9 protein-coding genes are annotated in these 12,518 nt (G+C 67.5%); 6 read left to right on the plus strand and 3 right to left on the minus strand.

Annotated features, from left to right (window positions below):
- Positions 1-68 precede the first annotated feature (68 nt).
- Entirely contained in the window at positions 69-1,163 is a 1,095-nt protein-coding gene (locus ACFWP0_RS22970; protein ID WP_377845979.1) for a YeiH family protein, read from the minus strand.
- A gap of 115 nt (positions 1,164-1,278) precedes the next feature.
- Here ACFWP0_RS22970 and ACFWP0_RS22975 point away from each other — a divergent pair, with 115 nt between their 5' ends.
- Positions 1,279-2,172 carry a LysR family transcriptional regulator gene (locus ACFWP0_RS22975; RefSeq protein WP_377845981.1) on the plus strand — a complete coding sequence of 298 codons (894 nt, stop codon included), beginning with the start codon at positions 1,279-1,281 and terminating at the stop codon, positions 2,170-2,172.
- Positions 2,173-2,176: 4 nt separating this feature from the next.
- On the opposite strand, the gene ACFWP0_RS22980 is transcribed toward ACFWP0_RS22975, so the two are convergent.
- Complete coding sequence (locus tag ACFWP0_RS22980) at positions 2,177-3,373, minus strand: M20 aminoacylase family protein (protein WP_377845983.1); 1,197 nt, start codon at positions 3,371-3,373, stop codon at positions 2,177-2,179.
- A gap of 75 nt (positions 3,374-3,448) precedes the next feature.
- Here ACFWP0_RS22980 and ACFWP0_RS22985 point away from each other — a divergent pair, with 75 nt between their 5' ends.
- Complete coding sequence (locus tag ACFWP0_RS22985) at positions 3,449-5,149, plus strand: AMP-binding protein (protein WP_377845985.1); 1,701 nt, start codon at positions 3,449-3,451, stop codon at positions 5,147-5,149.
- Positions 5,150-5,156: 7 nt separating this feature from the next.
- On the opposite strand, the gene ACFWP0_RS22990 is transcribed toward ACFWP0_RS22985, so the two are convergent.
- Positions 5,157-6,032, minus strand: a complete 876-nt coding sequence (locus tag ACFWP0_RS22990) for an inositol monophosphatase family protein (RefSeq protein WP_377845987.1) — start codon at positions 6,030-6,032, stop codon at positions 5,157-5,159.
- Between the two features lie 110 nt (positions 6,033-6,142).
- Between ACFWP0_RS22990 and mnmD the strand changes: the two genes are divergently transcribed.
- The 4 genes from mnmD to ACFWP0_RS23010 all read left to right on the plus strand — a co-directional run bounded on the left by mnmD (position 6,143) and on the right by ACFWP0_RS23010 (position 12,466).
- Positions 6,143-8,044, plus strand: a complete 1,902-nt coding sequence (gene mnmD, locus ACFWP0_RS22995; protein ID WP_377845989.1) for a tRNA (5-methylaminomethyl-2-thiouridine)(34)-methyltransferase MnmD — start codon at positions 6,143-6,145, stop codon at positions 8,042-8,044.
- Between the two features lie 270 nt (positions 8,045-8,314).
- Entirely contained in the window at positions 8,315-10,540 is a 2,226-nt protein-coding gene (locus ACFWP0_RS23000) for a glycoside hydrolase family 31 protein (protein WP_377845991.1), read from the plus strand.
- Between the two features lie 227 nt (positions 10,541-10,767).
- The gene (locus ACFWP0_RS23005) at positions 10,768-11,856 is read left to right on the plus strand and encodes a methionine ABC transporter ATP-binding protein (protein ID WP_377845993.1); all 1,089 of its coding nucleotides are present in this window, start codon (positions 10,768-10,770) and stop codon (positions 11,854-11,856) included.
- Entirely contained in the window at positions 11,813-12,466 is a 654-nt protein-coding gene (locus ACFWP0_RS23010) for a methionine ABC transporter permease (RefSeq protein WP_057287106.1), read from the plus strand. The genes ACFWP0_RS23005 and ACFWP0_RS23010 overlap by 44 nt, the downstream gene beginning before the upstream one ends.
- Positions 12,467-12,518: the final 52 nt, after the last annotated feature.

Genomic DNA, 12,518 nt, shown 5'->3' on the forward strand with positions numbered 1-12,518 from the left:
AGGAAAAACGAGACCACGGCGTGCGCGCCGGGACGCCGCCGCCATGCTTTATGGCGGCGGCCCGGAGATCAGCTGGCTAGCTTCACGATCCCGTAGCCGCCAACCAACAGCCAGGCGTACAGGATCAGGCCCAGGGCCATCACGCGGGGGCCGGCTTTGCGGATCTGGGCGAAGCGGGTTTCGATGCCCAGCGCGGTCATGGCCATGGTCAGCGCGAAGATGTCCAGGCGGCGGATGGCGGCGATGGCGTCGGGCGGGATGATGTTGAGCGAGTTGATGATGGCCAGCGCCAGGAAGCCGACGGCGAACCAGGGAATGGGCAGCTTGGCGCCCTTGGCCTGGCCGCCCGCCTGAGCGGCGGCGCTGCGCAGATACATGCCCAGCACCAGCAGGACCGGCACCAGCAGGGCTACGCGGGTCATCTTCACGATGGTGGCGACCTCCGTCGTGGCGGGGTCGATGTTGCTGGCCGCGCCCACGACCTGCGCAACTTCATGGATGGTGCCCCCGATATAGATGCCGAGCGCCTGGGTATCGAGGTTGAGCCAGCCCGCGTGGTAGAGCACGGGGTACAGGAACATGGACAGGGTGCCGAACAGGACCACGGTGGCCACCGCCACAGCGCTCTTGTGGGGGGCGGCCCGCAGCGTCGGTTCGAAGGCCAGCACGGCGGCCGCGCCGCAGATGGCGCTGCCGGCCGCGGTCAGCATGGCGGTGTCGCGGTCCAGACCCAGCATCCGCTGGCCCACCACGGTGCCGATCAGCAAGGTGCCCAGCACCACCGCCACCGAGACGGCCAGGCCGGGCAGGCCGACGGCTGCGATCTGCTGGATGCTGATATTCAGGCCGTAGAACGCGACGGCGATGCGCAACAGGCGCCGCGCGGTGAAATTCACGCCCACGCCCCAGTCGGCGGGCATGGTGCCGCGCAGGAAGTTGCCGTACAGCATGCCGCAGACAATGCCCACGACCAGCGGCGAAAAGCCAAGCTGGCGGATGGCGGGCAGATCCGCCAGCTGCATCACCGCGCCCGCCATCAGGCCCACGAACAGCACGCCGTTGAGCTTGTCCCGCCAAGGCGTGGCGGCGGCGGCCGGAGCTGCGGCCGCTGGAGCGGCCGGGCTGGCGGGGAGGGGAACGGCGGTGCTGGTGGAGGTGCTCATGACTGGCCCTTTGGGCATATCTAAATAACTACACGAAATATTAGATTCCCCTCTACTATTTGAAAAATCTTTATTTTGAATATGTAATATCGGTAAATCTGATATTAAGGTTCCCATGACTCCCGACCAGCTGCTTACCTTTGCCTGCGTGGCCGATACCGGCAACATCAGCCGCGCCGCGCAGGTGCTGCATCTCTCGCAGCCCGCCGTGTCCGGGCAACTGCGCATGCTGCAGGAATGGTTCGGTGAACCCCTGTACCGCCGCAGCGGCCATGGCATCGCCTTGACGGAGGCCGGCGAGCGCCTGGCCGAGCAGGCACGGCAGCTGCGCCAGGTGTACCGCCAGGCCCAGGCCGTGCGCGAATCCTGGCGCGGGCTGGAAACGGGCGCCCTGCGCCTGGGCGCCAGCACCACGCCCGCCAGTTATCTGCTGCCGCGCCTGGTGGCGGACTTCCGCCACGCCTTCCCGGCAGTGAGCCTGCACCTGTCGGACGGCAATACGCGCGAAATCGTGGAACGCCTGCCGGCGCTGGACCTGGCGTTCATCGAGGGGGATGTGCCCGCAGGGCTGCCGGCCGATACCGCGGTGCATGCCTGGAGGCAGGACGAGGTGGTGGCGATCGTGCGCGCGGATCACGCGCTGGCGGGCAAGGGGGCGGTGACGCTGCGCGACCTGGCCGTATCCGCGCTGGTCATGCGCGAACCGGGTTCCGGCGTGCGCCGGCTGGTGGAGCGCGCTTTCGCCGACGCGGGCCTGGCGCCCTCGGTGGGGCTGGAGCTGGCTGGCGTGGAGGGCGTGAAGCAGGCGGTGCGGGCGGGGCTGGGGGTGGGTTTCGTGTCCGTCATGTCGATGCGCCACGAGGACGGGGCATTGGCCGCCCTGCGCCTGTTGCCCAAGCCGCTGACGCGCACCCTGAGCATCCTGGTGCCGCATGCCGACGCCGCCGCCCGCGCCGCCGAACGCTTTCTGGCAATGTGCCTGGCGGTCGGCGCGGCGGACGGGGGGTAGCGGATCAGGCCTTGGCCAGGCGCTTGAGCGCCAGCTGGACCCAGTACGTGCCGCCCAGCGGCAGCAGTTCGTCGTTGAAGTCGTAGCTGCCGTTGTGCAGCATGCAGGGGCCCAGGCCGTGGCCGCTGTCGCGGTGGTCGCCCGTGCCGTTGCCGATCCAGACGTAACAGCCGGGCAGCTCCTGCAGCATGAAGGCGAAGTCTTCCGCGCCCATGGTGGGCTGCACGTGGTCGTTGACGTTGGCCTCGCCCACGATGTCGCGCATGACATCGGCGCAGAACGCGGCTTCCTCGGGGTGGTTGATGGTGGGCGGATAGTTGCGCTGGAACGTGAATTCCACTTCGCAATCCATGGCCGCGCAGGTGTGGCGCGCGATCTCTTCCATACGGCGTTCGATCAGGTCCAGCACGTCCAGCGTGAAGGTGCGCACGGTGCCGCGCAATTCCGCGTGGTTGGGGACGACGTTGTCGGCGCTGCCGGCGTGGATCTGCGTGATGCTGAGCACGGCCGCATCCAGCGGATTGCGGTTGCGCGTGATGATGGTCTGCAGCGACTGCGCCAGTTGCACGGCCGCCATGACCGGGTCGATGCCCAGGTTGGGCATGCCGGCGTGCGTGCCCTTGCCCTTCACGATGATCGAGAATTCGTTGCTGGACGCCATGATGGGGCCGGGCGTCACGCCGAACTGGCCGGTCTTCATGCCGGGCCAGTTGTGCATGCCGAACACCGCTTCCATCGGGAAGCGCGTGAACAGGCCGTCGTCGATCATGCGCTTGGCGCCGCCGCCGCCTTCCTCGGCGGGCTGGAAGATCACGTAGACGATGCCGGCGTAGTCGCGGTGCTGGGACAGGTATTGCGCGGCCGCCAGCAGCATCGCGGTGTGGCCGTCGTGGCCGCAGGCGTGCATCTTGCCGTCGTTCTTGCTGGCATGCTCGAAGGTGTTGGCCTCTTGCATGGGCAGCGCGTCCATGTCGGCGCGCAGGCCCACGGCGCGGTCGCCCGGCAGCTTGCCGCGGATGATGCCCACGACGCCCGTGCCGCCCAGGCCGCGATGGATCTCGATGCCCCATTCCTCAAGCTTGGCCGCCACCACGTCGGCGGTGCGGAACTCTTCGAAGGCCAGCTCGGGATGCGCGTGGATATCGCGGCGGATCTTGGAAATATCGTGGTGCCAGGCGACGATGGGTTCAAGAAGTTTCATGGGGGATTCGAGCGGAAAAAGGGAACGCAACAAGGGTATCATCAATCAAAAATCTATTTAATGGAGACAAATACCATGACGCGTCCGTGGCTTGCTCATTATCCGCAAGGCGTTCCGGCGGAGATCTCCACCGAGGGTTATTCCTCGCTCACCGACTTGCTGGACCGGGCCTGCAAGCAATATGCGCCGCGCATCGCCTGCACGGCGATGGGCAGCGACATCACCTACGCCCAGGTGGACGCCCATGCGCGGGCGTTTGCCGGCTGGCTGCAAAGCCTGGGCCTGCCCAAGGGCGCCCGCGTGGCGCTGATGATGCCGAACGTGCCGGCCTATCTGGTCGGCATGCTGGGCACGCTGCGGGCGGGCATGACCGTGGTGAACGTGAACCCGCTGTACACCGCCGAAGAGCTTCAGCGGCAATTGCTGGACAGCGGCGCGTCCGTCATCGTCATCCTGGAAAACTTCGCGCACACCTTGCAGCGCGTGGCCGACCGCGGCCAGCTCAAGCATATCGTCGTGACCGGCCCGGGCGATCTGCTCGGCGGCCTGAAGGCGCCGCTGGTCAACCTGGGCGCCCGCTATATCAAGAAGATCGTTCCGGCGTGGCATATCGACGGCGCCCATACGCTGCCGAAGGTATTGCACGAAGGCGCGCACCTGCCGTTCAACCCGCCGCCCATATCGATGGACGACGTGGCGGTGCTGCAGTACACGGGCGGGACCACCGGCGTGCCCAAGGGCGCCATGCTGTCGCATCGCAACCTGGTGGCGAACGTGCTGCAGACCGAGGCGGTGGCGCAGCCGGTCGTCCACGACCTGGCGGGCCAGCAGCTCACCATCATCAGCGCGCTGCCGCTGTACCACGTGTTCGCCATGACGGTTTGCGGCCTGTACGCCATGCATGCGGGCATGCGCAATGTGCTCATCATCAATCCGCGCGACCAGCCCGCGCTGATCAGCGCGTGGCGCAAGGTGCCCATCAATTTGTTCCCCGGCGTCAATACGCTGTTTAACGCGCTGGCCCACAACGAGGACTTCGCCCGGCTGGATTTCTCCGGCCTGCGCCTGACCCTGGGCGGCGGGATGGCGGTGCAGCAGCAGGTGGCCGAACGCTGGCTGAAGATCACCGGCCGGCCCCTGATCGAGGGCTACGGATTGTCCGAGACCTCGCCCGTGGCGACGGTGAATCCCACCAACGCGACGGCCTACTCCGGCTCCATCGGCTTGCCCTTGCCGTCCACCGACGTCGCGATCCTTGACGACGCCGGCAACGAGGTGCCGCTGGGCGAGCGCGGCGAAGTGGGCATACGCGGGCCGCAGGTCATGCTGGGCTATTGGCAGAAGCCCGACGAAACGCGGGCGTCGATGACGGCCGACGGGTACTTCCGCACGGGCGACATCGGCATCATGGACGAGCAAGGCTACACGCGCATCGTCGACCGCAAGAAGGACATGATCGCGGTGTCCGGATTCAAGGTCTATCCGAACGAGGTCGAAGCGGCGGTGGCGCAGCATCCCGGCGTGCTGGAATGCGCGGCCATCGGCGTGCCGGACGAACATTCCGGCGAGGCGGTCAAGGTGTTTATCGTGAAGCAGGATCCGTCGCTGACCGAGGCGCAGGTGCAGCAGTGGTGCAAGGAAAAGCTGACGGGCTACAAGCGTCCGCGCTTCGTGGAGTTTCGCGACGAACTGCCCAAGAGCAATGTGGGCAAGATCCTGCGCCGCGAACTGCGGCCCGACGCGAAAGCCGCCGCGCCCACAGCGCCGTCGGCTTGAGGCGGCGTCAGTCCTTCTTGTTCAGGTGCGGCGCGATCATCTCGTGCAGCGCGCGTTCGATGGCGGGGTTGCCCGCCACGACGCGCCCGCCGATCGGCCAGGGGTCTTGCTTGTGCATGTCTGAGCAGGCGCCGCCCGCTTCGCGCAGGATCAGCGTGCCGGCGGCCACGTCCCAGGGCGCCAGGCCCATTTCCCAATAGCCGTCGTAGCGGCCGCAAGCGGTCCAGGCAAGGTCCAGCGCGGCCGCGCCCATGCGGCGCACGCCGCGCGCGCGATTGATGGCGTCGTGCAGCATGGGCATGTACTGCGCGGCGAACGAGAAATCCCGGAAGGGAAAGCCGGTGGCCAAGACGGCGTCCTCGATCGTCTGCGTGCGCGAGCAGGTGATGCGCCGCCCGTTGAGCCAGGCGCCGATTCCGTACACCGCGGTAAACAGCTCTTCGCGGCAGGGGTCGTAGACCACGCCGATGACCGGCGTGTCTTCGGTCAGCGTTTCAGTGCCGGATATCGACGTGCCCGCATGCGCGATGAGGGCGATCGACACGGCGTAGTGGGGGATGTCGTGCAGGAAGTTGGTGGTGCCGTCCAGCGGGTCGATGTACCAGGTGGCGACGCCCAGGGGCCTGCCGCCGGTTTCTTCGGCGACGATGCCGAATCTTGGCGTGCGGCCCTTCAGTTCCTGAATGATGGCGGCTTCCGCCTCGCGATCCGCCTGGGACACGAGGTCGTTGCGCGCCTTGCGATCGATCACGAGATCGGCGCGATGGTGCGCGTAGGATTGCAGAATGGCGGCGCCGGCATGGGCTGCTGTGACGGCCGCGTCGATCGCGGCGCACAGGTCGATGGGCGAGGCCAGCGATTGGGGCTGATCGTAGGTATCCATGAAATCAGTGTAAGCCCATGTATGCGTCAAACCCGTGGCAAAGGGCCGAATCCGCGGCCCTGCGTGGCGTCCATCCAACGCGGACGCATCCAAAGTCGGATAATTCGCGCTTGCCCCAACGCTGTTTTCCCCTGGACTACCCGTCTGTGACTTACGTTCCCCTGACTCCCGCGGTGCTTGACTACGATGCTGACGGCAGGCTTTTCAGCCCCGTGTACGGCGACGTCTATCACTCGCCTTCCGGCGCGTTGGGGCAGGTCGAGCACGTGTTTCTGCGCGGCAATGGACTGCCCGAACGCTGGCGCGGTCGTGGCGCGTTCACCGTTTGCGAAACGGGATTCGGCATGGGGCTGAACTTCCTGGCGCTGTGGAAAGCCTGGCGGGACGACCCGCAACGGCCGGCGGCGCTGCATGTCGTGTCGATGGAGGGGCATCCGTTCTCCCGCGAGGATATGTCGGCGTTGCTGGCGCGCCATGCGCCCGGGCCGCTGGCCGAGCTGGCGCGGCGCCTGGCTGCGCAGTGGCCTGCGTTGCTGCCTGGCCTGCACCGGCTGGAATTCGAGAATGGCGCGGTCACGCTGACGCTGGGTTTTGGCGACGCGCAGGTGCTGGCGCCCCGGCTGAGCGCGCGGGTCGACGCCTTTTTCCTGGATGGCTTTGCGCCGGAGCGCAATCCGCGCATGTGGGCGCCGTCCCTGCTGCGGGATCTGGCGGCGCTGGCGGCGCCGGGCGCCACCCTCGCGACCTGGGCGTGCACCGGCGAGTTGCGCCGCGCCCTGCAGGATGCAGGGTTCGAGGTGCGGCGCGCGCCCGGCTACGGGGGCAAATGGCATATGACGGTCGGGACGGCCGCTATGGAAGGCCGCAAGGCGGCGCCGGCTCCGCGCGAAGGTCCGGGCCATGCGGTGGTGGTGGGGGCGGGGCTGGCGGGCGCAGGCATCGCGCAAGCGCTGGCCGGCCGGGGCTGGCGTGTCACCGTGGTGGACGCGGGGCGGGCTCATGGCGCGCCCACGCATGCGGGGCACCTGGCCGCCGCGCTGACGCCCGTGGTGGCGCGAGACGACAACGCGCGGGCCCGGCTGTCGCGGGCAGGCAGCGGGCGAGCCCTGGCCCGCTGGCAAGGCCTGCCCGGCGGCGCTGCGCCCCGGGTGTGCGGCACGGTCCAGGTGGAGCGCGATGCGGGCCGTTCGGCGGCGCTGGCCGGCACCCTGGACGCACTGGCGTTTCCCGCCGGCTGGGTGCGCCAGGTGGACCGGGACGAAGCCAGCGCCTTGGCGGGCCTGCCGCTGGCGCGCGGCGGCGTGTTCTTTGCGCAGGGCATGCTGGTGCAGCCGGGGCTGCTGATCGATGCGCTGCTGGCCACGGCCGGCGTGACGATATTGCCCGGCGAGGTGGCGCGGGTCGAGCGGGCGGAGCAGGGCTGGAGCTTGCGGGACGCTTCCGGCGCTGAGCTGACGCGGGCGGATACCGTGGTCCTCGCCAATGCGGCCGGCGCGCGCGGGGTGTTGTCCGACAGTGGCTTGCTCGGTCCGCTGCCCCGGGTGGCGCAGATGCACGCGCTGGCCGGCGAGGTCACGCTGGTGCCCGCAGCGGCGCTGGGGGGCGGCCCGCGCTGCATCGTGGGCGGCGAAGGCTATCTGTTGCCCGACGTGGGCGCGGGCTGCGTGGTCGGCAGCACGTATGTGCATGACGCGACCGAGGCGCGGATCGGAGCGGAAGGCCAGCGCGTCACGCTGGGCAAGGCGGCCGGGCTCCTGGGCGCCCGCTACCCCGATTTCGAGGCGCTGGCGCCGGGCAGCCTGCCGGGCTGGGCGGGGTGGCGCGCCGTCCTGCCGGGCCGATTGCCGGCCGTGGGCGAGCTGCCGCACGCGCCGGGCGTGTGGCTGGCGGTCGGATATGCCTCGCGCGGACTGTCCTGGTCCGCCCTGATGGGCGACGTGATCGCGGCGCGTCTTCTGGGCGAGCCGTCACCTCTGGAAACGGATCTGGCCCAACTTATTTCGCCACGATGAAAAAAAATTGGGCGCGGGTCTGGGCCGGCGGTGGGGTGGCGTAGAATTGCGGGAAATGCCAGGATTTGGCGCCAGATAGGCCGTAAATGGCTTCAGACTTGGCGTTTCGGCGGCTCGGGGGCGTCTGCGCCCATGGGTGCTGGCCGAGGGCTTTATGCCCCTTTTATGGATGAGATTGCCGTCCAAAAGAGGGACCGAGTTTATTTCAAAGCTCAAATCCGTCAAAATAGCGTCTTTTGATGGTTTTTGGCTTAAGCCGGGGGATGCTCTGTGCCGCCCAAGTTCGACTTTGCCCATACTACCCAGCTCGACAACATCGAGCTGCTGACGTCCCGCCCCAGTCGCATCGATTTCGACGCGGGCGATGGGTTGCACGTGGTAGTCGAGGCGCATGCGCCTGGTGTTTTTCGCTTGCGCTGCGGCGAGGCGAACCACCTCACTGATGACAAGCCCGGCGCGCGCGCGCGCGCCGTGGCCGAGATGCTGCTCGCGCGCCAAGAGGCCGTGAGCGAGGCAGCCATTGCCCCTAGCGAGGGCGGGGATGGCTGGCGGATCACCCAGGGCGATGTGGCCCTGGAAATTCAAACGAACCCCGTGCGCGTGGCGCTGTACCGCAACGACGAGCGGGTGTTCGAGTCCGAGGTTTCCGCGCATACGCCCGCATTCGGGCACAACGCGCTGGACCAGGCCGAGGACGCTGTCTGGACGGCGGGCTTCAGCCTGCAGGCCGACGAGCGCGTCTTCGGCTTGGGTGAAACCCCGGGCGACCTGAACCGCCGCGAGGAATCCGTCGTCTCCGACGATCCCGAGCACCGCGCCCTGCCGCTGGCATGGAGCCCGCGAGGCTGGGGCGTCTATGTGAACACGATGCGCCGTGTTGAGCATTCGGTGGGCGTTGCCCCCGCGGATTCGGCTTATCTGCTGACCGTGGACGACGCCGTCCTGGATCTGTTCCTGTTTGCCGGCGAGCCCGCCGAAATCCTGAACCAGTACACCGCGCTGACCGGCCGCGCCGGCCAGCCCGTGTTGTGGGCGATGGGCGCGTGGCTGCAGCAGGCCGCGGGCGAGATGCCGACCCAGACGGTGGCCCTGGTGGCCCGCATGCGTGAAAACCATATCCCGGTGGACGCCGTGACGCTGGCGCAGCCGGCGGCCTGGGGCTTCCAGGCCGACAAGACGGTTTTCGAATGGGACGCCCAGCGCTTCCCCGACGCCAAGCAGATGCTGGCGCTGTTCCATAAGCACAACGTGCATGTCGCGGCATCCGGTTTTCCGGGCGTGCTCAAGACCAGCCCGCTGTTCGAGGAACTGGAAGACCGCGGCTGGCTGCTGGCCAAGGAAGATGGCTCCGCGCAGGTGTTCGACGGCAACGCAGCCACCTCGGGGCAGCCGTACGGCCTGCTTGACCTGACCTACCGCGACATCTACAACCTGTGGGTCGAACGCCACCGCCAACTGGTGGAAGACGGGCTGGATGCGCCCGCGTGCGACGCCCAGATCGCCATTCCCGATGGCGTGACGGCCCGCAACGGTGAAACCGGCCCCGCGCTGCGCAGCATGTATCCGCTGCTGGTGCGCCGCGCGCTGTTCGATGCGGTCGCCGGCCTGAAGGTGCCGCCCGAAGGCGTGGTGCCCAGCTCCGACCTGTTCCCCGCCGCGCAGCGCCTGCCGTGGCAGGTGGGGCCGCAGGCCGAGAACACCTGGGAAGGCCTGCGCCATACCCTGCGCACGTCCCTGTCGATCGGCGCGAGCGGCGTGCCCGTGCAGGTGCATGGCATCGGTTCGGCCTCGCGCGACCGCGCGGGCATGACGTCCGAGCTGTACCTGCGCTGGCTGACCGTCGGCGTGTTCTCGGCCAACTTCTCCTTCCAGGGCGTGGAAGGCCTGATGCCCTGGGACTTCGGCGACGAAACCCTGGCCCAGGTCAAGACCTGGATGCAGTGGCGCTATCGCCTGGTGCCGTATGTGCTGGGCGCCATCGAGGACTCGGCGCGCACCGGCCTGCCGGTGCAGCGTTCCATGGCGCTGTCGTTCCCCAACGATCCGCACGCCCATGAATGGGACCTGCAATACCTGCTTGGCCCGGCCCTGCTGGTGGCGCCGGTTACCGAGCCCGGCAACCAGGTGCGCGTGTACCTGCCCAAGGGCGAGGCCTGGTGGGATCTGAACACTGGCCACCGCTACGAAGGCGGCACCACCTGGACGATCGACTGCGAGCTGGGCCAGTTCCCCGTTTTCGGCCGGGAAGGGCACATGCTCTGTCTGGGGCCGGCCGCGCAGCATACGGGCGAGTTCAACTCGGCCCGCATCCTGGACGAGGTCTGGATGTTCGGCATGCCTGTGCATAACCCGGTGGTCATGCGCAACAAGATCCGCGTGATGCAGATGCAGGGCTCGAGCTACATCAAGGGCCTGGAAGGACTGCGCATCTCGCCCTCCGAAGGCCTGGAGGTCAAGCGCCGCGGCGCGGAAGTCCGCATCTCACGCGCACGCTGAGTCCGGCGTGGCCGCTTGCCGGCCACCGTTATAAAAAAGGGGCAGTCAGGGAGGCTTTCCTTCCCGACTGCCCTTTACGTCTTTTTGCCCGGCGGGCATTGCAGGGATTGGGTAGGCGCCGCGAGGACGCCCAGGGACGCCGGCGGCGTTCTATATTACTTATAGCTATTAAAAATGGAAAAAACGGTCGTTCTCTTTAGAAGAGAAAAGATACAAAATCGCTTGCCATGATTCACATCGAGAACCTATCCAAGACCTATGCCACGCCGCATGGAGAATTCCAGGCGCTGCGAGGCATCAACCTGCACATCGAGCAGGGCGAGGTCTTTGGCATCATCGGCCCCAGCGGGGCGGGTAAAAGCACGCTGGTCCAGTGCATCAATCTGCTGGAGCGCCCGAACGAAGGCACGATCGCCATTGGCGGCCAGCCGCTGACGGGCCTGAACGAAGCGCAGCTGCGCGGCCAGCGCCGCCGCATCGGCATGGTGTTCCAGGGCTTCAACCTGCTGTCGCGCCGCACGGTATACGGCAACGTCGCGCTGCCGCTGGAAATCGCGGGCGTGCCGAAAGCCGAGATCCCGGCCCGCGTGGAGCGCCTGCTGGCGCTGGTGGGCCTGGAGCACCTGCGCGACCGCTATCCCAGCCAGATCAGCGGCGGCCAGAAGCAGCGCGTGGGCATTGCCCGCGCCCTGGCCAACAAGCCGGACGTCCTGCTCAGCGATGAAGCCACGTCCGCGCTGGACCCGGAAACCACGCACAATATCCTGGCCCTGCTGCGCGACATCAACCGCAAGACCGGCGTGACCGTGGTCATGATCACCCACCAGATGGAAGTCGTGCGCGAAGTCTGCGATCGCGTCGCCGTGCTGTCGCAGGGCGAAGTGGTCGAAATCGGCAGCACGCGCGAAGTGTTCGCGCAGCCGCGCCATGAAGTGACCCGCGGCATGGTGTCGGCCGCCACCGCGTCCGACCTGACCGACGCCACGCTGGCCGCCGTGAAAGAGCGCATCCAGACGCTGGTCGCGGCCAAGCCGGGCCAGGCGGTGCGCTTGTTGCGCCTGTCGCTGACCGGCACTGACACGTCGGGTTCGTTCATGTCCGACCTGTCCAAGCAGTTTTCCCTGGACGTAGGCCTGGTGCAGGCGCGCGTTGAAGACATCCAGGGCGTGGCCGTGGGCACGATGTTCGTGCTGGTCCAAGGCGCGCCCGCCGCGGTCAAGGATGGGATTGCCGCCCTGACCGCCCGTGACATTACCGTTGAAGAAATAGCTCATGAGTCCGCAACTGATCGACCTGCTTATTACGTCGCTGCTTGACACCCTGTTGATGGTGGGTGTGGCCAGCGCCATCGCGGTGGTCATCGGCATTCCCCTGGGCGTCACCCTGACGGTGACCGCCCGCGGCAACATGCTGGAGAACCAGCCCGTGAACCACGTGCTGGGCGCGGTGATCAACGCCACCCGCTCGGTGCCCTTCGTGATCCTGATGGTCGCCATCATTCCGTTCACGCGCCTGGTCGCGCAGACCTCCATCGGCACCACCGCCGCCATCGTGCCCTTGTCGGTCGCCGCGATTCCGTTCATGGCCCGCATCGCGGAGAACGCCATGCGCGAAGTGGATCCCGGCCTGATCACCGCGGCGCGCGCCATGGGCGCATCGCCGATGCAGATCATCATGAAGGTGCTGCTGCCGGAGGCCTTGCCCGGCCTCATCGCCGCCACCATCGTCACCGTTGTCAGCCTGATCGGCTATTCGGCCATGGCGGGCGCCATCGGCGGCGGCGGGCTGGGCGACCTCGCCATCCGCTACGGCTACCAGCGTTTCCAGTCAGACGTCATGGCCGCGGTCGTGATCGTGCTGATCGTGCTGGTCCAGGCGATCCAGAGCCTTGGCGACCGCTTCGTGCGCCGCATGTCGCATCGCTGATCCGCCCACCGCAGATTTCATTCTTTTCCTACTTCCGTCATTCGGGATATCG

This window comes from Achromobacter sp. NPDC058515, from assembly GCF_042721735.1.
Lineage (GTDB): Bacteria > Pseudomonadota > Gammaproteobacteria > Burkholderiales > Burkholderiaceae_B > Achromobacter.

Bases quoted from the DNA above. Each gene is read 5' to 3' on its own strand.
- ACFWP0_RS22970 (WP_377845979.1), bottom strand. From the start codon at position 1,163: ATGAGCACCTCCACCAGCACCGCCGTTCCCCTCCCCGCCAGCCCGGCC.
- ACFWP0_RS22975 (WP_377845981.1), top strand. From the start codon at position 1,279: ATGACTCCCGACCAGCTGCTTACCTTTGCCTGCGTGGCCGATACCGGC.
- ACFWP0_RS22980 (WP_377845983.1), bottom strand. From the start codon at position 3,373: ATGAAACTTCTTGAACCCATCGTCGCCTGGCACCACGATATTTCCAAG.
- ACFWP0_RS22985 (WP_377845985.1), top strand. From the start codon at position 3,449: ATGACGCGTCCGTGGCTTGCTCATTATCCGCAAGGCGTTCCGGCGGAG.
- ACFWP0_RS22990 (WP_377845987.1), bottom strand. From the start codon at position 6,032: ATGGATACCTACGATCAGCCCCAATCGCTGGCCTCGCCCATCGACCTG.
- ACFWP0_RS23005 (WP_377845993.1), top strand. From the start codon at position 10,768: ATGATTCACATCGAGAACCTATCCAAGACCTATGCCACGCCGCATGGA.
- ACFWP0_RS23010 (WP_057287106.1), top strand. From the start codon at position 11,813: ATGAGTCCGCAACTGATCGACCTGCTTATTACGTCGCTGCTTGACACC.